Origin of the sequence: Maribacter thermophilus (assembly GCF_001020565.1) — a bacterium.
Taxonomy (GTDB): Bacteria; Bacteroidota; Bacteroidia; order Flavobacteriales; family Flavobacteriaceae; genus Maribacter; species Maribacter thermophilus.
The window spans coordinates 3,052,017-3,076,658 of the sequence record NZ_LDAS01000001.1 but is presented as its reverse complement, the minus strand read 5'-3'; the positions used below and the strand labels follow the sequence as shown (position 1 = coordinate 3,076,658).

At 39.3% G+C, this 24,642-nt stretch carries 16 protein-coding genes; 12 read left to right on the top strand and 4 right to left on the bottom strand.

Translation table 11 applies throughout. The features are described 5' to 3' along the window. Window positions 1–18 precede the first annotated feature (18 nt). Genes AB657_RS13195 through AB657_RS13180 form a run of 4 tightly spaced genes read left to right on the top strand, consistent with a single transcriptional unit; the run spans window position 19 to window position 3,496 of the window. Window positions 19–1,128, top strand: coding sequence for a TolB family protein (locus AB657_RS13195; protein ID WP_047246916.1), 1,110 nt, complete (start codon window positions 19–21; stop codon window positions 1,126–1,128). A gap of 28 nt (window positions 1,129–1,156) precedes the next feature. Further along, entirely contained in the window at window positions 1,157–1,918 is a 762-nt protein-coding gene (locus tag AB657_RS13190; RefSeq protein ID WP_047246915.1) for a prolipoprotein diacylglyceryl transferase family protein, read from the top strand. Continuing rightward, window positions 1,890–3,284, top strand: coding sequence for a radical SAM protein (locus tag AB657_RS13185; RefSeq protein ID WP_047246914.1), 1,395 nt, complete (start codon window positions 1,890–1,892; stop codon window positions 3,282–3,284). The genes AB657_RS13190 and AB657_RS13185 overlap by 29 nt, the downstream gene beginning before the upstream one ends. Further along, on the top strand, window positions 3,281–3,496 hold the full coding sequence (locus AB657_RS13180; RefSeq protein WP_047246913.1) for a hypothetical protein: 216 nt from the start codon (window positions 3,281–3,283) through the stop codon (window positions 3,494–3,496). Before AB657_RS13185 ends, AB657_RS13180 begins: the two co-directional genes overlap by 4 nt. 2 nt (window positions 3,497–3,498) lie before the next feature. Here the strand turns inward: AB657_RS13180 and AB657_RS13175 are convergent, their stop codons facing one another. Both AB657_RS13175 and AB657_RS13170 read right to left on the bottom strand, forming a co-directional pair. After that, window positions 3,499–5,904 (bottom strand): outer membrane beta-barrel family protein, encoded by a 2,406-nt coding sequence (locus AB657_RS13175; RefSeq protein WP_047246912.1) that lies wholly within the window; start codon window positions 5,902–5,904, stop codon window positions 3,499–3,501. A gap of 95 nt (window positions 5,905–5,999) precedes the next feature. Continuing rightward, entirely contained in the window at window positions 6,000–8,408 is a 2,409-nt protein-coding gene (locus tag AB657_RS13170; RefSeq protein ID WP_232304884.1) for an outer membrane beta-barrel family protein, read from the bottom strand. Between the two features lie 209 nt (window positions 8,409–8,617). Between AB657_RS13170 and lepA the strand changes: the two genes are divergently transcribed. Then, the gene (gene lepA, locus AB657_RS13165) at window positions 8,618–10,414 is read left to right on the top strand and encodes a translation elongation factor 4 (RefSeq protein WP_047246910.1); all 1,797 of its coding nucleotides are present in this window, start codon (window positions 8,618–8,620) and stop codon (window positions 10,412–10,414) included. 105 nt (window positions 10,415–10,519) lie between these two features. Here lepA and AB657_RS13160 read toward each other — a convergent pair whose 3' ends face one another. Continuing rightward, window positions 10,520–12,367, bottom strand: a complete 1,848-nt coding sequence (locus AB657_RS13160; protein ID WP_047246909.1) for a cation:proton antiporter — start codon at window positions 12,365–12,367, stop codon at window positions 10,520–10,522. 496 nt (window positions 12,368–12,863) lie between these two features. Here AB657_RS13160 and AB657_RS17730 point away from each other — a divergent pair, with 496 nt between their 5' ends. From AB657_RS17730 to AB657_RS13125, 7 genes are all read left to right on the top strand, one after another. Continuing rightward, window positions 12,864–16,673, top strand: coding sequence for a PAS domain S-box protein (locus tag AB657_RS17730; RefSeq protein ID WP_052958708.1), 3,810 nt, complete (start codon window positions 12,864–12,866; stop codon window positions 16,671–16,673). 3 nt (window positions 16,674–16,676) lie between these two features. Beyond that, a complete protein-coding gene (locus AB657_RS13150) occupies window positions 16,677–17,057 on the top strand; it encodes a response regulator (RefSeq protein ID WP_047246908.1) in 381 nt (126 codons plus the stop codon). A 157-nt stretch (window positions 17,058–17,214) separates the two neighbouring features. Continuing rightward, window positions 17,215–18,081 (top strand): MBL fold metallo-hydrolase, encoded by an 867-nt coding sequence (locus tag AB657_RS13145; protein WP_047246907.1) that lies wholly within the window; start codon window positions 17,215–17,217, stop codon window positions 18,079–18,081. A 25-nt stretch (window positions 18,082–18,106) separates the two neighbouring features. Then, window positions 18,107–19,738 carry a S8 family peptidase gene (locus AB657_RS13140; RefSeq protein ID WP_047246906.1) on the top strand — a complete coding sequence of 544 codons (1,632 nt, stop codon included), beginning with the start codon at window positions 18,107–18,109 and terminating at the stop codon, window positions 19,736–19,738. A gap of 19 nt (window positions 19,739–19,757) precedes the next feature. After that, window positions 19,758–21,614, top strand: a complete 1,857-nt coding sequence (locus AB657_RS13135) for a M1 family metallopeptidase (protein WP_047246905.1) — start codon at window positions 19,758–19,760, stop codon at window positions 21,612–21,614. 17 nt (window positions 21,615–21,631) lie between these two features. Beyond that, window positions 21,632–22,036, top strand: coding sequence for a ribonuclease P protein component (locus tag AB657_RS13130; RefSeq protein ID WP_047246904.1), 405 nt, complete (start codon window positions 21,632–21,634; stop codon window positions 22,034–22,036). Beyond that, the gene (locus tag AB657_RS13125) at window positions 22,017–23,645 is read left to right on the top strand and encodes a S41 family peptidase (protein WP_047246903.1); all 1,629 of its coding nucleotides are present in this window, start codon (window positions 22,017–22,019) and stop codon (window positions 23,643–23,645) included. The genes AB657_RS13130 and AB657_RS13125 overlap by 20 nt, the downstream gene beginning before the upstream one ends. Window positions 23,646–23,735: 90 nt before the next feature. Here the strand turns inward: AB657_RS13125 and AB657_RS13120 are convergent, their stop codons facing one another. Beyond that, window positions 23,736–24,635, bottom strand: coding sequence for a 3-keto-disaccharide hydrolase (locus AB657_RS13120; RefSeq protein ID WP_232304883.1), 900 nt, complete (start codon window positions 24,633–24,635; stop codon window positions 23,736–23,738). Window positions 24,636–24,642: the final 7 nt, after the last annotated feature.

Here is a 24,642-nt window from a genome sequence, read left to right as displayed (position 1 = left end):
CAAAAATACACATACTCCATGAGACTTTTATTTATTTTAGGAAGCCTATGTTTATTGGGAAGCTGCAAGTCGGAACCCAAGAATACCGCACCCCAAAAAGAAGAATCAACCTCTATTATGGCCGGTGCCGATACCCTGATCTACCCCGAGGAAAAACATTTTAAGAGCATCCGTCAGATTACCTTTGGGGGAGACAATGCCGAAGCGTATTGGAGCTGGGACGATAAACAATTGGTCTTTCAATCGAACAACGAGGCTTGGGGTTTAAACTGCGACCAGATGTTCTTGATGAATGTGGACCAAAGCTTCAACGATAGCATTAGGCCCCCTATGATAAGTACTGGTTTTGGCCGTACGACCTGCGCCTATTTTTTACCCGATAACAAACATTTTGTCTACGGCTCTACCCATTTGGCGGATAAGGAGTGCCCCGAGGTTCCCCTGCGTAAAAATGGAAACTATGTATGGCCCGTTTACGATACCTTCGATATTTTTGTTTCGGACCTCGAAGGAAATATTACGGCCCAATTGACCGATGAGCCGGGTTACGATGCCGAGGCTACGGTCTCGCCCAAAGGCGATAAAATTGTCTTTACCTCTGATAGAAGTGGTGACCTAGAGCTGTATACCATGAATTTGGACGGTTCGGACGTGAAACAGATCACCAACGAGCTGGGTTACGACGGTGGTGCCTTCTTTTCTCCCGATGGAACCCAATTGATCTTTAGGGCATCTCGCCCAAAAACGCCCGAAGCCATAAAAAAATATAAGGACCTATTGGCAGAAGGCCTGGTAGAACCTACCGAAATGGAGCTTTTTATATGCGATGCGGACGGAAGCAACCTAAGGCAACTCACCTTCTTGGGCAATGCCAATTGGAGTCCGTTCTTTCATCCATCCGGAAAAAAAATATTGTTCTCAAGTAATTTTGAGGCCGAGAAAGGGTTTCCGTTTAACCTATACCTAATCGATATCGATGGTAAGAACCTGGAGCGCGTTACCCACGGTAAAACCTTTGATGCCTTTCCCGTGTTTTCAAACGATGGCAAATATTTGGCCTTTTCGAGCAATCGCAACAATGGGGGCAATAGGGATACCAATTTGTTCATAGCCGAGTGGCAAGAGTAGCAGACCCTTCTTAAAAGGAACATAAAGGATGACTATTCCCTACGAGCCTATACTGTTCGGCACCAAGGTGAATGTACACCTAGTGTTGGAATACCTGGCTTTTTTCATCGCTTTTAGGTATTACGTTTTCTTACGGAAAAGAAGCAATGATCCCATATCATCGAACAATCGGCTGTCCATAATTATAGGGGCCATTTTTGGGGCCTTGTTATTTTCACGCTTGGTCGCCTTTTTCGAAAACCCCGTATTGCACTGGCAACAAGGCTGGTTGGCCATCTTGAACAACAAGACCATTATGGGCGGTTTGTTCGGTGGTCTCCTAGGAGTGGAACTCGCCAAAAAGATAATAGGCGAAAAACAGTCATCGGGCGACCTGTTTACCCTACCCATTATTTTAGGAATCATCATCGGTCGTATCGGTTGTTTTTTATTGGGTGTAAAAGAATTTACCTACGGAAAACCCACTACTTTCTTTATGGGGATGAATCTGGGGGACGGTGTTGCAAGACACCCCATTGCCCTATATGAGGTTGTTTTTATGGTTTTCTTGTTCATCACCATGAAGTATGGCCAAAAGAAATTCGTTCCCCTTGAAAGCGGGGCCTATTTTAAGTTTTTTATGGTCAGCTACTTTACTTTTAGATTCTTTATAGAGTTCCTAAAACCCAATACGTTTTTCATCGCAGGACTCAGTAGCATTCAAATATTATGTTTAATTTGTCTTCTTTACTATTTTAAATTCATCCGTCAAGGACTGTCCTATGCCCGAAAAAAATTACGTGTATTATGATTTTACACTAAGCCTTTGCCCTGAGTGTTTAAGAAGGGTGGATGCCAAGATTATTTTTGAAAATGAAAAGGTATATATGCTAAAACGTTGCCCTGAGCACGGAACCTCAAAAGTGCTTATTGCCGACGATATCGAATATTACAAAAACATACGAAACTACAACAAAGCATCGGAGTACCCGAAAACCTTTAATACGAAAACACATTACGGTTGCCCCTACGATTGTGGCCTGTGCCCCGATCACGAACAGCACTCATGCCTAACCGTGGTGGAGCTAACAGACCGTTGCAACCTTACCTGCCCTACCTGCTATGCCGGGTCATCGCCCACCTATGGCAGGCACCGTACATTGGAAGAGGTAAAATCGATGTTGGATGCCATCGTAAAGAACGAAGGCGAGCCCGATGTGGTACAGCTCAGCGGTGGCGAACCCACCCTACACCCCGATTTCTTTGAAATTCTGGACTACTGTAAAACTTTGCCCATTCGCCATTTGATGGTGAACACCAACGGTATAAAAATTGCGAAGGACTTTGGATTTGCCGAGAAACTGGCGACCTATATGCCAGATTTTGAGATTTACCTGCAGTTCGATTCCTTGAACAACGAGGTTTTACAAACCCTACGAGGGGCAGATTTGGCCGACATTCGTTTAAAGGCACTGGAGCACCTAAATAGGTTGAACCTTTCCACAACCTTGGTGGTTACGCTTCAAAAAGGCCTTAACGACCATGAAATGGGTGAGACCATAGACTTTGCCCTTCGTCAAAAATGCGTGCGGGGAGTTACCTTTCAACCTACACAGATCGCCGGGCGTTTAGAGAATTTTGATGTCGATGAAAATAGAATTACCCTAACAGAGGTGCGTAGAAAAATACTGGAGCAGTCCCCTATTTTTGAACCCGACGATCTAATACCGGTACCCTGCAACCCCGATGCCCTGGTCATGGCCTATGCCTTAAAGATAGATGATGAAGTAAGCCCTTTGACCCGATATATCAACCCCGATGATCTATTGAACGAAGGAAAAAATACCATCATCTACGAACAAGACGAGCAACTGCACGGAAAAATGATTGCCCTTTTTAGTACCGGTAACTCGGTAGAGAAAGCATCGGAAAACCTACAAAGCATCATGTGCTGCCTACCCGAAATAGATGCCCCCGAATTGGGGTACGACAATCTTTTTCGTATCATCATAATGCAGTTCGTAGACGCCCACAATTTTGATGTGAGGGCAATCAAAAAATCATGTGTCCATATCGTGAACAAAGACAATAAAATAATCCCGTTTGAAACGATGAACCTTTTTTATAGGGATGATAAAATTAACCGATTGAAAGAACTACAAAAAGAAATACCATGATCCATTTACCCTTAGAAGTTGGAAGTATGGACGGCCTGTTCATCTTCCTTTTTTTAATCATGTTCGGCCCCGCGATTCTTTTTCTTATCATCGGGGTGGTCTTATTGTTAAAACATAAAAAGAAGGCCGGTAAGATATTCGTTATCCTTGCCGGAGTCTACTTGCTTATTAGCTTAGGTGTTTGCGGCACTATTATGATCGGTATGCCATAGCCCTATATTCTGCTATCCTCCTCTGTACCCTTTCTCTTTTGGTTGTCACGAATTTTCGTGTTGCCGAACTTATACCTAAAACCAAAGACAAAAAGTCTTTTTTCGCTTCTAGAGAATGTACTGTTGTTCTGGTTTAGATAGTTTCGGGTAGAAAAAATATTACCGTCATTGAAAATATCTTCCACCCCTAAAGAGATACTAGCCTTTTTGTTCCATATCGTCTTTCGAAAAGATAGCCCTAGCTCACTGGTAGACTCTCTTTCAGAATTGCCATAGACCGTTGGTGCCAAATACCTAAAAGTAATATCCGCAAAAAGCGATTTATCTTTTAAAAGGGTAAAATAGTTATTGGCAACAAAATACGCGGTCATGATATTATTCTCTAACAGATTTCCGGTATCCAGGTCTGTAAAACCATTTTCCTTATAGAAGTAACTTAATAAAACATAGGTGTCCCAGAAATTCGTCCATCTTTTGTTTACCCTAAAATCTATACCATAGCTTTGGTTAGACTCTAAATTGGTACTTACGAACCTCAGCAGGTTACTTTCGTTATCTTGAACCACTTGCTCAAAAAAATCATCTTTTTTGACCAAATAAAACAGTTCTACCGTATAAGATTTGTCGTAGGTATAGCCAAATGAAATATAATTTCTGGTCGTTGGTTTTAGGTAAGGGTTTCCTTCAACAACGGCATTGTTGCTCTGAAAATATTGAAACGGATTTAAATCGTCATATCTAGGTCTTGTAATTCTACGGTAATATTTAAGGTTTAAATCGTTTTTCTCACTTAATTCATGCTGTACTGATATAGATGGAAAAAATTCTAAATATGAGTTTTTAATAGGGGCAAGGTTGGTTGCCAAATTACCCTTTGTTTCGGTATATTCTGACCTTAGACCCATATTAAGTTGCCATTTTTCCCAATTGTTGTTTAAACTTACATAGGCCGCCATAATACTTTCGTCATACGAAAACAAGCCTTCTTCCGTAGGGTCTATTCCTGGTTGGTTACGATCAAACCCTTCTTGCAACACCCTTGATTCTGAATTAATGCCGGCATAGCGCAAACCTGTTTCTAATTTTGATGCTTTTTTAATCGGTGTAGCATAGTCCAATTGAAAGGTATAAAGTGCCGTTTTTTGTCCAGAATTCGTGGTAAAGTCATTGGATCCGGTAACGGTTCCGTTCAAATCATAAAAATCGGTGTTTATTTCCTGTCCCCTATCATAATCATAATAGGTAAAATGGTTGCTAAATGAAATTTCGGCCCCTTTTCGTTTTAATTTATGTGTCCAATCCAAATAATAAGAGGTGTTATAGACTTCATAATCGGAATTGTTGTCGGTAGAAAAGCTAGAACTCAATGCTCCGTTAGGGTCGGCAATTAGCGTTTGTGAGGTTATATACCTATTGGCCGGTGTTGAAAAAGAGTTTATCGTAGATATACTAAGGTTGTTTCTATCATTTATCCGATAATCAAAAAAGGCATTTACATTATGGTGCTTGCCCTTAGAAACCGTACTCTGCTCGGCGGTCCAAATCTCATCGACGGCATTGTCCTCAAAAAAATTGGTGATATCCGTATACCGGTTCAATCTTTTATCGTTCCTAAAACTGTAGGTTAAGGAAAAATCGGTCTTTTCTCCCTTAAAAAAATGGTCGGTGCCCAACATGTGTTTTGGAAAAACTCCCTGGGTATATCTGTTGTATACCGATCCATTATAACCGGCGATCAGGTTCTTTTTCATTTTTATATCCAACAACATTCCGCCTTCGGCACTATATTTTGCCGGCGGATTAAGTACCACCTCTATCGCCTCTACATTACTTGCAGAACTCCCCGATAGTAGGTTAATAATATCTTCTTGGGGAATATTTACCTTTTTACCATTAATCATTACCCCAATATTGGTACTGCCCTTGATGCTTATCTTGTCGTTTACGATAATTACGCCCGGCGTTCTCTTTATCACACTCCAAATATCACTATCGGAAAGGGAGGTGTTCTCTATATTAAAAACCACACGGTCCGCTTTTTGCTCTATTGTGGGTTTTTTGTAGCTCACCACTACCTCATCTAAAACCTCTTCGGTCTGTTCTATTATCAATCTATCCACATCTATATCGGTAGTGACCGATATTTTTTTTATTTCAGAAACGTTGTCCAAGTAACTTGCCGACAATAAATAGGTTCCTTTTTGAACATTGTTCAACTCAAAAAAACCATCTTCGTTCGTGGCCGTACCCGCCAGCAAAACAGTGTCTGTAGATTGAAGTAAGACATTCGCAAAAACCAAAGGCTGCTCCTTAGAATCCAACACCCTTCCTTTAATACTATATTCCTGGGCCTTGGCAGAAAAAAACAGCAGAGAAAAAATTAAAAATAAACTAAAATTCCTGTTCATAAATTAATAGAGGGTAAAGGCCTAAAAATATAAAATATTCGGAAATTACTTACGCAAAAATGTATCTGATATATTACAAAAAAGAGGGGTTGATATTATTCTGACCCCAATCGGTCCCTTTCTTCCTTCTCTATTTCTCGTTTGTTGTCATCCAACCTAAAGTTTCCAAAATTATAGGTAAACCCTATTCTAAAATTTTGGGTTTCCTCAACCGGCCTATACATGTTATTCTGATTCAGGTATTTAGATGTGTTCCATGGATTGGCCTTGCCTAAAATATCGTTAACCGACAAACTGATCTGGGCTCTTCTGTTCCATAAAGATTTTTGTAGACCAAGGGTAAGGTTCGTGGATTCCGCCTGTATATAGGAACCTACCAAATAACCGGATAGGTAAGCCACTCCTAACTCGCCCTTGAACGTACCGTCTTGCGACAGAGTTATATAATTGGTGAGATCTACGTAAAAACCATTGAAATCGTTTTTGGCCGATATCTCATCGCTCTCCAAGGCCAAGAAAGTCTCCTCTTCATGAAAAATGGAAATATAACTGTATAGATACCAATAATTGGTGATGGATTTTCCATAATTAAAATCAAAGCCATAAGAGGTGCTTTCCAAGACATTCTGAGACATGTCTATTAGCACTTGGTTATCGTTGTCCTGAAATGACAATGTAGAAATATAATTGCCATTGTCCCGGTAATAAAAGTCAAAGAAGTATTCTTGGTTCAGGGTATAGTTCAGATTAAAATTGTTACTGAAACTGGGCAACAAATAGGGGTTTCCCTCATAAAAAATATTTTCGTTTATAAAGGTTCTAAATGGGTTTAGATCCTCATATCTGGGCCGCTTTATTTTTCTTGAATAATCGAAGGACAAACTATGGTGCTCGTTTATGGAGTGAAGCAAATAAAAGGTGGGGAAGAGTTCAAAATAGTCCAAATTATTAACCTTTGACAACACTAGGGAATTTCCTGAGCTTTCTGTCTGCTCTGCCCTAAGACCTGCCTTTATGCTCCATTTTTCCCAATCTTTTGAAAAACTGATGTAACCGGCATATACATCTTCATCGTACAGATAATCGTCCGATAGGGCAGAAACGTATTCCCTTCCATTGTTCTGGGTATAAAAACTAAGCTGGCTTTGCGAATTTATCAGAGATGTCTTAAGACCGGCCTCAACACCAATTTCGCCCAACTGACTATTATAGTCTACTTGTGCGGTAATTATTTCAATGTCTTGCTTTTCGTCTGTAAAAAACGCGTAATCGCGTATGAATGACCCATCCGGTCTAAAATAATCGGATCTGGCATCTTGTGTTCTCGCCTGATCAAAATTGGTATAATGGCCATTAATACGAATAGAACCATTTTCATTAAAACTATGTTTAAAGGTAAGGTCGCCAGAAATATTGTTTTTGTCCTCGTCCAGCATACTGGTGGTTGTTGAGGTAGAATCTAACACCCCTTGCCCATTTTCCATAGAGGTATACTGAAAATTGTCATATTTCCTGTCCGGGGATATCTGTGCATTGGATGTGAAATTTATTTCATTTCTATCATCAAACTCATAGTCTACCACAATACCCGCATTATGGGTCTTAAATCTGTTGATCTTATCAAAATCGGTATCCCACCTAGAAAAAATGCCAGAATCGTTTATAAAATTGGTTTCGTTTCTTACGTCTTTGAAGTCTTTTCGTGGAGCATATGAATAACTGGCGTTAAGATTTAGTTTTTTTGTTTTATAAAAATGGGAAGTGCCAAAATTATACTTAGGAAAAACACCTTGTGTATAATTGGTGTTTACATTGCCCTTATAGCCAAGAGAAATGTTTTTGCTGGTAACAATGTTCAGTACGGCACCGCCCTCTGCATCATACCTGGCCGGCGGATTGTTAATTACTTCTATAGATTTTATGTTCTCACCTTGGTAGTTTTCCAACAGGTTTCTTATTTCTTCGGAAGACAGCTGAACCTTACGGTCGTTTATGTAAACAACGGCGGGCTGATTCCTTATTTGAAACTCATCTCTAATGGTAATTACACCGGGTGTCTGACTTAAGATATCCCAAGAACTGCTCTGTGATAGCACAGAATTTTCTACATTGAACACCAAACGGTCTACCTTACGCTCTACCTTGGGCCTATTACTGAAAACAACGACCTCATCCAGCTCTTCCACCTGTTGTGGTATCACCAAGGCCCCTATTTTTATATCCCTATCAATATCCAAAGGAAGGTCTTTAGACACTTGCCCTATATAACTGGCCTTTAGCAAATAAAGCCCGGGTTGAATATTTTCAATGATAAACATTCCGTTCTCATCGGCCGAAGAACCGTTTACCATGGTACCGTCCTCGGGATGAAGCAGAAAAGCCGAAGCAAACGCTATAGGAGTTCCTGACTCGTCCTTAATAGTTCCGGAGAGCTGAAAAGACTGACCCATCGCTTCTTGAAAAAATCCTATAGCAATGATAAAAAATAGGAGTAATAGCCTCACTTATAATCTGGTTGAACATCAAATCTAACAAAATATTACGGTTTTTCTTTACAAATTTTGTAATCCATTTATTAGGTGTTATATCTTCAACATTTTTATTTCCACTTACCTACATTCAATGTCCATTTAAATTAGATTATATTTGCAGTTGCTTTTAAAAACCCTCATTAATCCTGTTTTTATTAGCTTTATCCTTTTTGTCGATTGCTATGAAAAATATTCGTAATTTTTGCATAATTGCCCATATAGACCACGGTAAAAGTACCTTGGCGGACAGACTTTTGGATTTTACCGGTTCGGTGACCGAAAGAGAAAAGAAAGAGCAATTATTGGATAACATGGACCTGGAACGTGAGCGGGGCATTACCATTAAGAGCCACGCCATACAAATGGACTATATATACAAGGGAGAAAAATATATCTTAAACCTTATCGACACTCCAGGACATGTCGATTTTTCATATGAGGTTTCCCGTTCTATTGCCGCCTGTGAAGGAGCGCTTTTAGTGGTAGATGCTGCCCAGAGCATACAGGCACAGACTATTTCTAATTTATACTTGGCCCTTGAGAACGATTTAGAGATCATTCCTGTGTTGAACAAGGTAGATTTACCAAGTGCCAATCCAGAAGAGGTCACCGACGATATTGTTGATCTACTGGGTTGTGATGCCGAAGAGGTGATTCCTGCCAGTGCCAAGACCGGTATTGGAATCGAAGAAATATTGAGTGCCATTATAGAACGTGTGCCCGCCCCAAAGGGCAATTCGGAAGAGCCCTTGCAAGCTTTGGTCTTCGACTCTGTATATAATCCCTTTCGAGGGGTAGAGACCTACTTTAGGGTCGTAAACGGAGCGATCAAAAAAAATCAGAAAATTAAGTTTGTCGCAACCGGAAAAAGCTATTATGCAGATGAAATAGGTACTTTAAAACTAACGCAACACCCAAAACAGGTCATTAATACCGGTGATGTAGGATATTTGATTACCGGAATCAAAGATGCCAGGGAAGTAAAGGTGGGTGATACCATTACCGATGCCGACAACCCTACAAAAAACCCCATCGCAGGCTTTGAAGATGTAAAACCCATGGTTTTTGCAGGTATTTACCCCGTGGACACCGAAGATTTTGAAGAGCTGCGGTCTTCTATGGAAAAACTGCAGTTAAACGATGCTTCTTTGGTCTTTGCTCCAGAAAGTAGTGCCGCCCTTGGTTTTGGTTTCCGTTGTGGCTTTCTGGGAATGTTGCACATGGAAATTATTCAGGAACGTTTAGAGCGCGAGTTCGATATGACCGTAATCACTACCGTTCCGAACGTTAGTTACCACGCCTATACAAGAAAAGATCCCGATACACCTTTAATAGTAAACAATCCTAGTGACCTTCCCGACCCATCTACCATAGACAGGGTAGAGGAACCTTATATAAAAGCGACCATTATTACCAAATCTGACTTTGTGGGCAACGTTATGTCTCTTTGTATCGAAAAAAGGGGACAGATTACCAATCAGACCTATTTGACCACAGAACGGGTAGAGTTAAATTTTGATATGCCATTGGCCGAAATAGTTTTTGATTTCTACGACCGCCTAAAGACCGTATCAAAAGGGTATGCCTCTTTCGATTATGCCCCCATTGGTATGCGGGTATCAAAATTGGTTCGTGTAGACATTCTGCTCAATGGACAAACAGTGGATGCCCTCTCGGCACTGATACATTTTGACAGTGCTTCTACCATTGGTAAAAAGATGTGCGAAAAACTGAAAGAACTGATTCCAAGACAACAGTTCGATATTCCGATACAGGCCGCTATAGGTTCTAAGATCATTTCTAGGGAAACCATAAAGGCGCTTCGTAAAGATGTTACCGCCAAGTGTTACGGTGGAGATATTTCAAGAAAAAGAAAATTATTGGAAAAGCAGAAGAAAGGGAAAAAACGTATGCGCCAAGTAGGTAACGTAGAAATACCACAAGAGGCATTTATGGCCGTATTGAAACTAAACGATTAAACTAGGCAAATACTGCATCGGCATTTTTTAAGGTCTCTAAAAAACACTGGTTGTAGGTTTTTGTCCACCTACACGCAGTGCGTGCTTATAAGGGTCGAATAACCGTTATTCAATAGAATCAGCCCCATTAACAATATCGAACATCTTCCCCAAATAGACCAACTTAGAACCCTTTTCAATATCGGTGAACTTTTTACTATGGGCAGGAATAATCTTTAAATCACCATCGGGGGTTTTAAGAAATAACGGTATAATTTCCGGGTCCGCTTTTGTTATCTCTATTAAGCCCTCGTAGTGTTCCGTATCGTTTAGTTCAATTTCATGGATCACAGGGTATTTTCTGGCCGTTTCGGATAGTTTTATGAAATCGTCCGTATGGGAAAACAACCCTTCCTTCGGATTGTTCTCGGGGTCGTTCATTTCATCGGAATCTACCAATCTAAACGAACCGTACTCCCCAAATTGTTTCTTAAACTTATCAATGGCATACTTGTTTATTTCCGAGTTTCCTGTAAGGGCCATAAGATAGCCTACATCGTTTAACTCTATATTGTCCGACAACGTATCTGAGTAGATGTTGGCCACAAGGGCTTCCAGCCCCTGTTTTTTGGCTTTTTCTATATTGGTCTGGTTGTTGTCGATGAGCACCACATGGCGGTTGTTCCTATGCAGATAATCTGCAATTAACCTAGACACCTTAGAGGCCCCTATGATTAGAACCCCCTCCGATTTTTCTAAGAACACCCCTAACAGCTTTGCCATAAAGCGGGCGGTGGACGCGTTTAGCAAAACGGTGCCTAAAACGATCATAAAAACCAATGGTGTTATATATTCCGCTCCTGGCTCGCCCCTTAAGATCAATTTAGACCCAAAAAGTGAAGCAATACCCGCAGCCACTATTCCTCTTGGGCCTACCCAACTTATAAACAGTTTTTCCCTAAAATTAAGGTTAGACCCCATCGTACTTAAAAACACACCCAATGGTCTCACGACAAAAACAACAATAGCAAAAAGAATAAGTGTATTAAAGCTGTACAATAGTTCAAGTTCGGGTAAATTCATACTTGCGGAAAGCAGAATAAAGAGCATCGAAATCAAAAGTATGCTCAGCGACTCTTTAAAATAAAGCAGCTCTTTAATATTGGGTAATTGGGTATTTCCCATGACCATACCCATAACGACCACGGCCAATAAGCCAGATTCGTGTGCGAACAATTCAGAAATAACGAACACGGAGAGTACCACAGACAAGGATACCACGTTTAGCAAATAATGGGGAACGTAATTCTTTTTTATCGCCAAAGTAAGTGCATGGGCAAAAGAAAAACCAAAGGTAAAGCCCAGCAATAAAACCTTTACAAATTCTAATAGGCCTGTTTGGGTATACCCTTGTCCTTCACCAATACTAATAAACTCAAACACCAATACCGCAACCAAGGCCCCGATAGGGTCTATAAGTATTCCCTCCCATTTTAATACGGCAGAAAGATCTTTTTTTAAAGGAATATTTCTAAGAATAGGTGTAATAACGGTTGGTCCGGTAACGATGATAAGGGCTGAAAACAAAAAGGATATTTGCCAAGTAAGTCCAAAAATAAAATGTGCCGCGGTACCCGCTAAAAAGAAAGTCACCGCACTACCTATGGTGATAAGCTTGGTAATTACGGGGCCTACCCTGGTTACTTCCGAGCGTTTTAGGGTGAGTCCCCCTTCGAACAATATAACCCCAATTGCCAAGGAAACAAAGTGGTATAGACTTTCCCCAAGAAAAAGACCTTCTTTTTCGTTCCAAATAGGTCTAATCAATTTTGTGCCGTCTTCCGTAAACAATGTAGATATTGGCCCAACTAACAAACCTATTAGAATAAGAGGTAAAATGGCCGGTAGTTTAAATCGCCATGCTACCCATTGCGCAATGATTCCAAGAATAATAATCCCAGCTAATTCTACCATAAAAAAAATTTAAAGCAAGATAGGTTTTAATATAGAAAAAAATCATCTATGAAGAAAAACCTTGCCCAATAGAGCGTTCAAATAGTATATATGATAAACTATTTACGATAACATTATATACTTAATCCCTGCTATAGTCTTTATCCTCCATTATTCAATCACTGTTCGTTTATAGGTTTGTATACCACAAACAGCTCTTGTTCATTTCTGTACCCGAAACAGCCTTTTTATGTATAAAAAAGGTGTGTTCGAATAAAAATCCTACTTATTGTACAGAAAATCTTTCTTTTAAAGAAGACTTTTTTACCTTTGCGGTTTGTTCCCTCCATTAAAAATATTTTAAACAATCTATAAGACTTCTTCTCTAAAAATCCTTAAAAAGTTTATAACTTAAAATCAATAAATTTTTAAGTGAAATTTTATTTTACCATATAAATATGTTGATGGATTTTACCGGTTTTTTTGATTTAAAAACAATTGATGTTAATTTCATAGAATGATCCGTCCTCTTAAACAAAACATCTTAAAAAGGCCTTTTTTGGTAGGTTTTACGGTTTTCATAATTGTATTGTGTTTTACCCAATTTTTTGTGTACCAAAGGTTTCTGTTGTTAAAAAGCGGGGATCAAGAAGAAATAACCCTTCAGGCCTTACGGGTAAAAGAAGGTTTACAGAATATTTTTAACCAAAGTTACGCCACCACACAATCTTTATCTTTTATCATTGGCAATTACGGGGTTCCGTCCGATTTTGACAGTATTTCACAATTATTGTTGGACTCGAACGATAAAATAGATGCTTTAGAGCTCGTAAACAAAGAAGGAATAATTACCCATGTATATCCATTAAAAGGTAACGATTTAGTTGGATTTAACATCTTGCAAGACTCTATTGGAAAACAAGGGGCTCTTAAAACAATAAAGCAAAAGGACTTTTTTCTAACGGGACCTATAAAATTAAAACAAGGCGGATCTGGGTTTGTTGGTAGAACCCCAATATTTAAAAACGGTTCCTTTGAGGGGTTCTCCGCCGCGGTAATCAAATTGTCCAGCTTTTTGAGCGCCCTACCTTCCGACTCTTTGCGGAACGGAAGGTTTGTATATCAATTGGCAAAAATTAACCCTGACAAATCGGAAGAAGTATTTTTTTCCTCTAAAAAAATTAACATTAAAAATGCTCATAGTGTGCCTATTACAATAGGCAAAGGGGAATTAAAACTCTATGTAATCTCCAACAACAAAACAACAATAGATACGACGCTAATATTTAGTGTTTTAGGGTTTTTGCTAGCTGTTGTCGCTGGTCTTTTTGTTCTTTTTCTCATAAGACAACCTGAAAAACTCAACAAAATGGTTCAAGAAAAAGTTGATCTTTTCAAAGAAAGTGAGGAAAAATACAAAACGTTGATAGACCAAGCTTCTGACGGCATTTTTATTACAACACACGACGGTAAAGTATTAGAAACCAATATTATAGGTTCACATATGTTCGGGTACAATAAAGATGAAATGTTGCACAAACATTTGTCAGAATTGATAGCTCCCGGAGAATTAGAAAAAAAACCCTTTCTCTTCCCTAAACTTATGGAAGGGGCTACTTTACGAACAGAACGCAAGCTCCTTAAAAAAAACGGCACCACCTTTTACGGAGAGATAAAATCTAAAATGCTCCCCAACAATACGATATTAGGTATTGTAAGGGATACCACCGAGAGAAAAAAGCTAGAGCTAATAGCACAAAACAACCTACAAAAGTTTAGTATGGCCTTTAATACCCGTACGGTAGGTATGGCCATTTTTGACCAGCAACTAACGTTTGTAGATGCCAATGCCTACTTTTTGGACATGATCGGGTATGGGCTACAAGAAATAAAAGGAAAAAGAATACGGGAAGTCGGCCCTCTTGTCAAAGACCAGGATTCTAAACTGGAAGAGGCACTACAATCATTAAAATTACATGGTCGATTCTCTTCGTTGGAAATTGAGCTCCTTCCAAGAAATAGTACTATAATTCATTTGTTAGCTTCTGCGGAAACCTATACTTATAACGGGGAAACACATATTTTAGCCACTTACGTAGATAGAACAGAGGCAAAAAAAGCTCAAATAAAAATGGCTCAAAGTGAAAATAAGTACAGAGAGCTAACAGAGCGGATCTCTGATGCTTATGTGGCATTTGACAAAGACTGGAACTTTGTTTATGTAAATGCCAGAGCGGCAAGAATAATAGATAAAAAGCCAGATGATGTATTGGGAAAAAACATGTGGGAAGAGTTTCCTGAATTTGCCGATTCACCTGCTTTCTCAGTGTTCAACGATTCTTTAAAAAACCAGAAATATGCCTATTTAGAGCATTATAACAGAGAATTCAATAGTTGGCTCGCCATTCATATATATCCGTCCCCAAGTGGTTCTACCGTTTACTTTAGAAACATAACCAGAAAAAAATTAGCCGAAAAAGAGAACCAAAAATTATTGTCCATTATAGAGAACAGTCTTGGTTTTATAGGCTCTTCTGACCTAGAGGGCAAATCTGTTTACATAAACGATGCCGGCAAAAAATTGGTAGGCCTAACTCCTAAAAGCGACCTATCTAACATATCTGTTTTCGATTTCTTTCCAGAAGAATCAAAAGATATCATCTATAATGAGTACCTACCTCTTATTCACGAAAAAGGTTCTTGGAACGGAGAAGTATATCTTAAAAACCTTAAAACGAACAAGTACGTACCTGTAGAGTTTTCTGCCTTTATAATTACGGACAGAGAAACCAAAGAGCCTATAGGTATAGGGGCGGTAGCCTTTGACCTATCTGAAAGGAAAAAAACGGAAAAGGAGATTTTGTCCTTACAATCTAAAATGGATGCCGCAATACGCATAGGTAAAATAGGTTATTGGAGCTGGGACATAAAAACACAAATCATAGATTGGTCAGAAAGAATGTACCAAATATATGACGTTGAACCAGGTAGGGTAATAGATGTGCCGTTTTCCCGAAAATTGATTCATAAAGAAGACCTGGAGTTTCATGATGAGATGTTGGCCCGTAATATTGAGATGAAGGACCATTCTCCTTTTAGCTTTAGAATTGTTCATAAAGACAACACGATAAAACATGTGTTGGTACAAATGGAAGTAGTGTTGGACGAGAACAATGTTCCTATCAGATATCAAGGTACCGCGGTAGATATAACATCTCAAAAAGAAGCAGAAAAGGCACTGCGGGAAACCCAGGAAAAGTTCTCAAAAGCTTTTTATACCAACCTGATAGGAATGTTCATCCTCGACAAGGACAAAAAAATAGTAGAGTTAAATTCCAGGGCCTGTGCCATTTTGAACAGCACTAGAGAGAACCTCTTGGGCAGCACTATACTGGAGTCGGAAGCCCTAATCGTTAACGACGAAATTTCTTCGATGTCCGAACAACTATGGGAGGTCTTTCTAAAAAACAATGAGCTCAAAAACGAGGTGTTTAATGTTACCCTCAAAAACGGCACTACACTATCCTTGTTGTTATCCATAGAATCTTTAATGCTAGAGGGTGTGGAGCATTATTTGATTACCATAGTGGACAACACCAAGCGAAAAGAGGCAGAAGAACTACTTGAGCAACAAAACCTAGAACTTAAAAAAACAAATTCAGAACTAGATAGTTTTGTGTATAGTGCTTCCCATGAATTAAGGGCTCCGTTAACTTCTGTTCTAGGGTTGATACAAATTATGATGGATGAGCAACAAGAGTCTCACTGTATTCATCAATTGCAAATGATGGAAAACTCCATTACTAGATTAGATGATTTTATTAAAGAAATAATAGAGTTTTCCCGTAATAGGAACCTAGAAGTTAATTTGAGTAAAATAGATTTTCACGATTTAATCGACGAGGTTCTAGAAAGTCTTTGGTACCTGAAAAACATACGGGGTATAACATTTGTCAAAGAAGTAAAAAACAATATACCCTTTGTCTCTGACAAAAAAAGGGTCTTGGTATTATTGAACAATCTGGTTTCAAATGCCATTAAGTACCATGACACGGATAAGGACAACCCTACCGTTTGGATCAATATTACGACCTCTCAGCAAAATGCCGTCATAGAAATAAAGGATAATGGACCCGGTATTGAAAAAGAGCTTCAAAACAAAATATTTGATATGTTTTACCGAGTATCGTCAAAAGTAATGGGCTCCGGTATCGGATTATATATTGTTAAAGAAATTTTGAATAAATTAGAAGGCAGTATAAGTGTAGAGTCCAGCCCCAATAAGGGTTCGTCTTTTGTAATAACTATACCTAACAAAACCAATTAAATTATGGGTTCTAAAAGAGTACTCTTAATAGATGATTCTGAAATAGACAACTACATTAATAAAGCGGTTCTTTCAAAATCAGAACTGGTTTCGGACATTATAACGAAAACCTCTGGAGCCGATGCGCTTAAATATTTGGAAAATGCCAACGAAAACTCTTTTCCAGACATTATTTTCTTGGATATAAGAATGCCGGGGATGGATGGTTTTGAGTTTATGGAACACTATATTAAACTACCCGAAAACCTGACGGAACAGTGCAAGGTATTTGTGCTGAGTTCCTCTATAGACCCAATAGACATAGAACGGTCCAATAGCTATAAAGAAATTGAAAAGCACTTGACCAAACCTCTTGCACACCACTCAATAGAAAAATTGGTGTAATACCATATAAACTAACCCCTTATAAAAAAAGTGTTGTCAATTATATTCTTTCAATATTGATTGTAAGCAATCTATTTCTTTGAGTTAAAAACTCTTAAATAGTACCTGATTATATTCATTTTGGTTAATTTTCCGAATTTATTATTCTTTTTACGAAATGCATCTATACCCCATAGAGACAGGTAATTTTAAATTGGATGGAGGCGCCATGTTCGGTGTGGTACCTAAAACCTTATGGCAAAGAACAAACCCCGCAGACAACAATAACCTTATAGACATAGCCGCGAGAAGCCTTTTGATAGAGGATGGCGACCGACTTATTTTGATAGACACGGGGTTGGGAAACAAGCAATCGGACAAGTTTTTTGGATATTACCACAGGTGGGGAGATTTTTCGTTGGATGATTCCCTTGCCAAGGCCGGTTTTCACCGAAATGATATTACCGATGTGTTTATGACCCATCTTCATTTTGACCATTGTGGGGGCAGTATTCAATGGAACAAAGACCGTACAGGTTTTGAACCGGCTTTTAAAAACGCCTCTTTTTGGACGAATAAAAAACATTGGAAATGGGCAACGGAGCCAAACGCTAGGGAAAAAGCCTCATTTTTAAAAGAGAACTTGATACCTATGCAAGAAAGCGGTCAGTTAAAATTTATTGGCACCCCAGAAAAAACAAACACTTTTGTCAAGAGTACAGAATTCAATTTTAATATTTTATTTGTTGACGGCCATACCGAAAAGCAAATGTTGCCCCAACTACACTATAAAGAAAAAACCATTGTTTTTGTAGCAGATCTCATTCCTACCGTTGGTCATATTCCATTACCATATGTTATGGGCTATGACACAAGACCCCTGAAAACACTTTCAGAAAAAGAAATGTTTTTAAACGAAGCGGTGGACAAAAACTACTATCTGTTTTTTGAACACGATGCGCACAACCAATTGTGCACCCTAAAAAGAACAGAAAAAGGCGTTGTTCTGGACAAGACCCATACCTTTGACGAAATTTTTAATTAACAACAAACATCTTTAATCACTTTATATGACACGTATATTTCCTAAATCCTTATTAATTCTATCTTTCTCCATCCTTATATCTTGCGGTGGTTCTGGCGGGTTAATTTTAACCCCTGTAGAAAATATAGATACCGTTCCCATTAAGGTTTCTGAATTAACAGAAAAAGAAAAGAAACACTGGGGACATCTAGATCTGGCCACCGATACCATCCCAGGTATGAGTGTAGACAAAGCCTATGATGAAATTATAAAGAACAAAAAAGGGACCAAGGTTATTGTAGCCGTGCTAGATTCTGGCATCGATCTAGACCATGAAGACCTAGATGGTGTTATCTGGACCAATACCGATGAAATACCAGGAAACAACATAGATGATGACAACAATGGCTATGTAGACGATATTCATGGCTATAACTTTTTGGGAGAATCTTATAACGAGCAACTAGAATATGTGCGCATGCTTCGATTAAATATCGGAGATCAAGCCACATTGTCAAAAGCACAGGCAAAATTAGACTCCGAATATGCCGAGGCTCAGCAGAACAAGCAACAGTACGAGCAAATTTTACAAGCCGTTAAAAATGCCGACAGCGAGGTTAAAGCACACTTAGGCAAAGACAGTTATACCAAAGAAGATGTTGCGGGAATTAAAGCAACTACGGAGAGTTTGCAGAGAAGCCAGGCCATTCTTGCCCAAATGTTCTCTATAAAAGAGACTATTCCTGAGGTAATCGAAGAATTGGGCGATGGCATCAATTATTTTACCGAGCAACTAAATTATAACCTCAACAAAGATTTTAACGGACGTGAAATTGTAGGCGACGATCCTTATGATTGGAACGATACGGATTACGGAAACGGAAATCCTAATAACAGGGTCGATGACGAAAGTCACGGAACACATGTTGCCGGTATTATAGCTGCAGAAAGAAACAATGGAAAAGGGGCCAACGGTGTTGCCAACAATGTTGCCATTATGAGTATCAGGGCCGTACCGAACGGGGACGAATATGATAAGGATATTGCTCGTGGTATCCGCTATGCGGTTGATAATGGGGCAAGGGTAATTAACGGTAGTTTTGGCAAAGCATTTTCGCCCAATGCAGAATGGGTATATGATGCCATTAAGTATGCTGCCGAAAAAGGAGTGCTTTTTGTACATGCGGCAGGTAACGATGGTGCGGACCTTGATGATCCATCTAACCCAAATTTTCCGAACGATCAGATCAACAATGGTCCTGAATTTGCGGACAATGTAATAACCGTGGGGGCCTTAGATCCCAAATATGGTTCTGAACTGGTTGCTTCCTATTCAAATTATGGTAAAATTAACGTAGATGTCTTTGCTCCTGGAACAGATATTTACTCTACATTTCCAAACAACAAATATGAGTTTTCTCCAGGCACATCAATGGCGGCCCCAGCGGTAGCGGGTGTAGCGGCTTTATTGTTCTCTCAATATCCAAATTTAACCGCCTCACAGGTAAAGAAAATTATTCTTAATTCTGGGCTATCCATTAAAACTAAGGTTATTTTAGGGGGAGATAACTCAAAAAGTGCTTCTTTATCGGAAATATCCACCTCCGGTAAAATAGTAAATGCCTATAATGCTTTAATTATGGCAAGCAAAGTAAGTGCCGGCCAACTACAATTGTAATAAATAAAGACACCTAAAAATGAAAACGTTATTTCTTTCGCTATTAATGGTTACGGGTTTCGCTTGTTCTATAAATGCCCAAAACCAAGCCAATTATTGGCAACAGCATGTAGACTACACCATGGATGTGAACATGGATGTGGAGAGCTATCAATATACCGGAACACAGAAATTGGTATACACCAATAATTCTCCCGACGAGCTTACAAGAGTGTATTACCACCTGTTCTTCAATGCTTTTCAACCAGGTAGCGAAATGGATATTAGGTTACAGAATATTCAGGACCCTGACCGTAGAATGATCACGGAGGACAAAAAAAGTCGTATTGCAGCGCTCAAAGAAGATGAAATTGGGTATTTGCACGTAGAATCATTGACACAAGATGGCCAAAAGGTGTCTTTTAACGAAGAAGGTACGGTCTTGGTTGTAGACCTGGCAAAACCAATCCCCTCTGGAGGTAAAACTACCTTTGAAATGACCTTTAAGGGCCAAGTACCTGTTCAAATAAGACGTTCTGGCCGTAATAATAAAGATGGTGTTGCCCTCTCTATGAGCCAATGGTATCCAAAGCTTGCCGAATATGATTTTGAAGGGTGGCACGCAGACCCGTACATTGCCCGTGAATTTCATGGTGTCTGGGGAGATTTTGACGTAAAACTGACGATAGATAAGGATTATGTTGTTGGAGGAACCGGGTATTTACAAAATCCGCAAGAGATTGGCCACGGCTATGAAGCTCCGGGAACCAAGGTTAAAAAACAAAAGGGCAAAACACTTACTTGGCATTTTAAAGCACCGATGGTACACGATTTTATGTGGGCCGCAGATCCAGACTATGTACACGACACCCTAAAAATGGAAAACGGTACTACACTGCATTTTCTATATAAGAACGATCCTAAGTTCGAAGAAACATGGAAGGCCGTTCAGCCGATGACAGCAAAGGCCATGGACTTTTTTAACAAGAACATCGGACCATACCCGTACGACCAATATTCCGTTATACAGGGTGGAGACGGCGGCATGGAATACGCCATGGGAACTTTAATTACAGGTGGAGACAGGCCTGGTAGTGTAATAGGTACTATGATCCATGAACTTGCACACTCTTGGTTTCAGCACGTCTTGGCCACCAACGAATCTAAGCATGAGTGGATGGACGAAGGCTTCACTTCCTTTATTTCTGCCCTTTGCAGTAATGAGATCAGGGAAAGCAACAAAGACAATCCGTTCGAAAATTCCTATAAAGGTTATTACAATCTAGTACAATCAGGAAAAGAACAGCCACAAAGCACCCATGCGGACAGGTATGAGCTAAATTTCGCCTATAGTATCGCAGCCTATAGCAAAGGAGCTATATTCTTGTCACAATTAGGTTATGTGATAGGTCAGGATAAACTGATGGAAACCCTTAGAAAATATTATGCCGATTTTAAGTTTAAGCATCCTGTTCCCAATGATATTAAAAGAACGGCTGAAAAAGTGTCGGGGATGGAGTTGGATTGGTATTTGACAGATTGGACACAAACCACCAATACCATAGATTACGGTATAAAATCTGTAGAGAGCAATGGTAATGGAACAAAAATAACCCTGGAGCGTATAGGTCTTATGCCTATGCCACAAGATGTATTGGTCGTTTACAACGATGATACCCGAGAAACTTTCTATGCTCCGTTGAGAATGATGCGCGGTGAGAAGGACAACCCTTATCCACAAATAAAAAGAACGGTTTTGCCAGACTGGCCATGGGCTTTTCCAACTTATGAATTTACGATAGACAAGCCTGTTTCCAGCATCAAAGCCATACTTATAGATCCTTCGCAATTAATGGCGGACGTGAACGGGGAAAACAATATCTGGCAAGCCGAATAAGGTCAATTATAAAACTAATGGAGGAGACGGGTACTAAAAAAGATTTTTCCTTTGGGAAGAAAGAAAAACTGAAAAGCAATAAGCTGATTGGTAAATTATTTCTCGAAGGAAAAAACTTGTCCGTCTACCCCTTAAAATTGATTTACCTAAAAACGGATATTCAAGAAACACAGATCAAGACGGCGGTTACGGTCCCAAAAAAGATATTTAAACGTGCCGTTCATCGAAATAAGATCAAAAGACTGCTACGAGAGTCGTACAGGCTCAACAAAGCCATTGTTTTTAACAATACTGAAGACAAGTTTGCGTTTCTATTTTTATACCTTGGAAAAGAAATACCGGCTTTTGTTGATGTTGAATCAAAAATGAAGCTGCTTTTACAAAAGTTTAATGCCCAAATCAATGAAAAAAATAATGCGTAAAAGAGTACTTGTTCCCATTCTTGCAGTAACTTTTCTTGTAATTGGAAGTAGTTTTAAAAGTGACTTCTTTGAAATAGCAAAACAGATAGAAATCTTTACGACCCTTTTTAAGGAACTTAACATGAACTACGTGGATGAAACAAATCCGGCGGAGTTGATGGATACGGCCATCAAAAACATGTTAGAGGAACTTGACCCATATACCAAGTTTTTAAACGAGCAAGATGTAGAATCTTATCGCATTAACAATGCGGGCGAATATTCTGGTATAGGTGCCCTTGTAAGAACCTATAAAGATCGTTTGTTGATCATAGAACCGCACCAAGGATACCCCGCAGATAAAGCCGGGCTAAAGGCGGGAGACCAAATCATACAAATTGGCGATGTAAAAGTTGCGGATTTTAAGGACAATGCCAGCGAACTATTAAAAGGTGCCAATGGCTCAGAGATATCCATAATCTATAAAAGACAAGGTAAGATAAGCAGTACTACCATAACCCGTGAGGGCATAGAGGTAGATGCCGTGCCTTTTTATGAAATGGTCGATGATAAAACTGGCTATATTGTATTATCAAAGTTCAACGCTAAAGCCTCTTCCCAAACCAAGGATGCCCTGTTAGACCTAAAGGGAAAAGGAGCGGAACGCATTATTTTAGATCTTCGTGATAACCCTGGCGGATTATTATCTGAAGCCATCAACGTTACCAATCTGTTCGTGCCTAAAGGAGAATTGATCGTTACCACCAAATCGAAAGTAAAAAAGTTCAACAAGGAATACAGAACCACAAAAAATGCCGTAGATGCTGAAATTCCTCTTGTGGTGCTAGTGAACGGAAGCAGTGCCTCAGCAAGTGAAATTGTTTCCGGAAGTTTACAAGATTTGGACAGGGCCGTAATCATGGGCGCCAGAAGTTTTGGTAAAGGGTTAGTCCAAAGACCCTTAAAATTGACATATGGCACTCAACTGAAAGTAACCATTTCTAGATATTATACCTCTTCGGGTAGATGTATCCAAGCATTGGATTATTGGAACAGGGATGAAAAAGGCAATGCTACCCGCCATACAGAGTTTAATGACTTTACCACCAGAAATGGCCGAAAGGTACAAGATGGTGGCGGTGTATTGCCCGATATTGAAGTCGCTACCGTAAAAACGAACGACCTTACCATGGCCTTGCTTCAGAACAATGTAATTTTTGATTATGCCACCAATTATTACTTTAACCACAACATAGAGAACGTTGACAATTTCAAGTTCACCAATTCTGATTTTAACGAGTTTAAAGCCTTTGTAAGACAAAGTAATTTTTCTTTTGAGACCAAGGCCGAAAAAGCGATTAAAACGGCATTGTCGGGAGAAGAAAACGACTTTTTGGGGCAAGAAGTAAAAGATAGTTACAAAACACTTTTGGCCAACATACAAAAAGGAAAAATCAGTGCTTTGGACAAATACCAAAACGAGATTCAAAAAAACCTTGAGGACGAAATCGTTAAGCGTTACTTTTATCGTAACGGACTTTATCAATATTATTTAAATAATGATGATGCCATCTTGGCCGCTACAGAGTTGTTGGGCAACAACAATAAGTACAAATCCATTCTTCAATAAAAGTACCGTCTAAACTCCGGTTAAATGCAGAAAGGGTTCAGAGCCTGTAGTAGCAACTTTCTACATACGGACAAACCTTTTTTATAATACTTATTCGTATTCACAGCTGTTGTTGTCGGCCACTTTATAATACGCCTTATAATTAATGGCCTTGGGATCCATACAGCCCTTAAGGTTCCTGATTTTAATGTTTTTAAAGTCTATCGGCTGACCCTCGCTCTGTAAAGCGATTAAACCCTCTTTTAAAGGTTTGCCGTCCACTTTTTGTTTTGGGTCATATCCATTGACCACTCCTCCTCCTATTTGTGGCTTTGTATATTGAAGTACGGTTTTACCGTTAATGATATGGGTCACCAAAGAATCGTGTAAAACAATAAGCTCTGCAGTTACCCATTGGTCTCCAAAATACGTGTCAGATGATGAGCTAATACAATGCCTAGGGTCTATTTTACCTTGATATACCACATCTGTGCCGGGCGAACACATATTTCCAGTAGGACGTTTTTTGCCTTCTTCAATGCCGGCTAAAAACTGCATTTCTACAGAAATAGGCCAATCTTGTTCTTTTAACATGGTTCTAGGGTCTTGGGAATGAAACATTATGCCACTGTTCTTTAAAGTATATTCTGGGGCTCCGGGAAACAATTCGCCCACAAACCTATACTCCATTACCAAGTGAAAATCAGAATATGGTTGGTTATAGTACAAATGCCCAAAACGGTCGTTGAACTGCCCCTCGTAATTATCGTATCGAACTTTGATCATACCATCTTCGGCCCTAAAAGTATCACCATAATTATCATTTACCTCATAATGGTGGATTTTGGTGGTCCACCCTTCCAAATTAGTGCCGTTGAACATATTTTTCCATCCGTCGTTGGTTTGCTGAGATAAAACAGCACCACATCCTAACAGTACCAAAAATACCGTTGCCAATTCTTTTTTCATTATAAATGCTTTCACAGAAAAATTACGTTGATTGTAATTCATGTCAGTT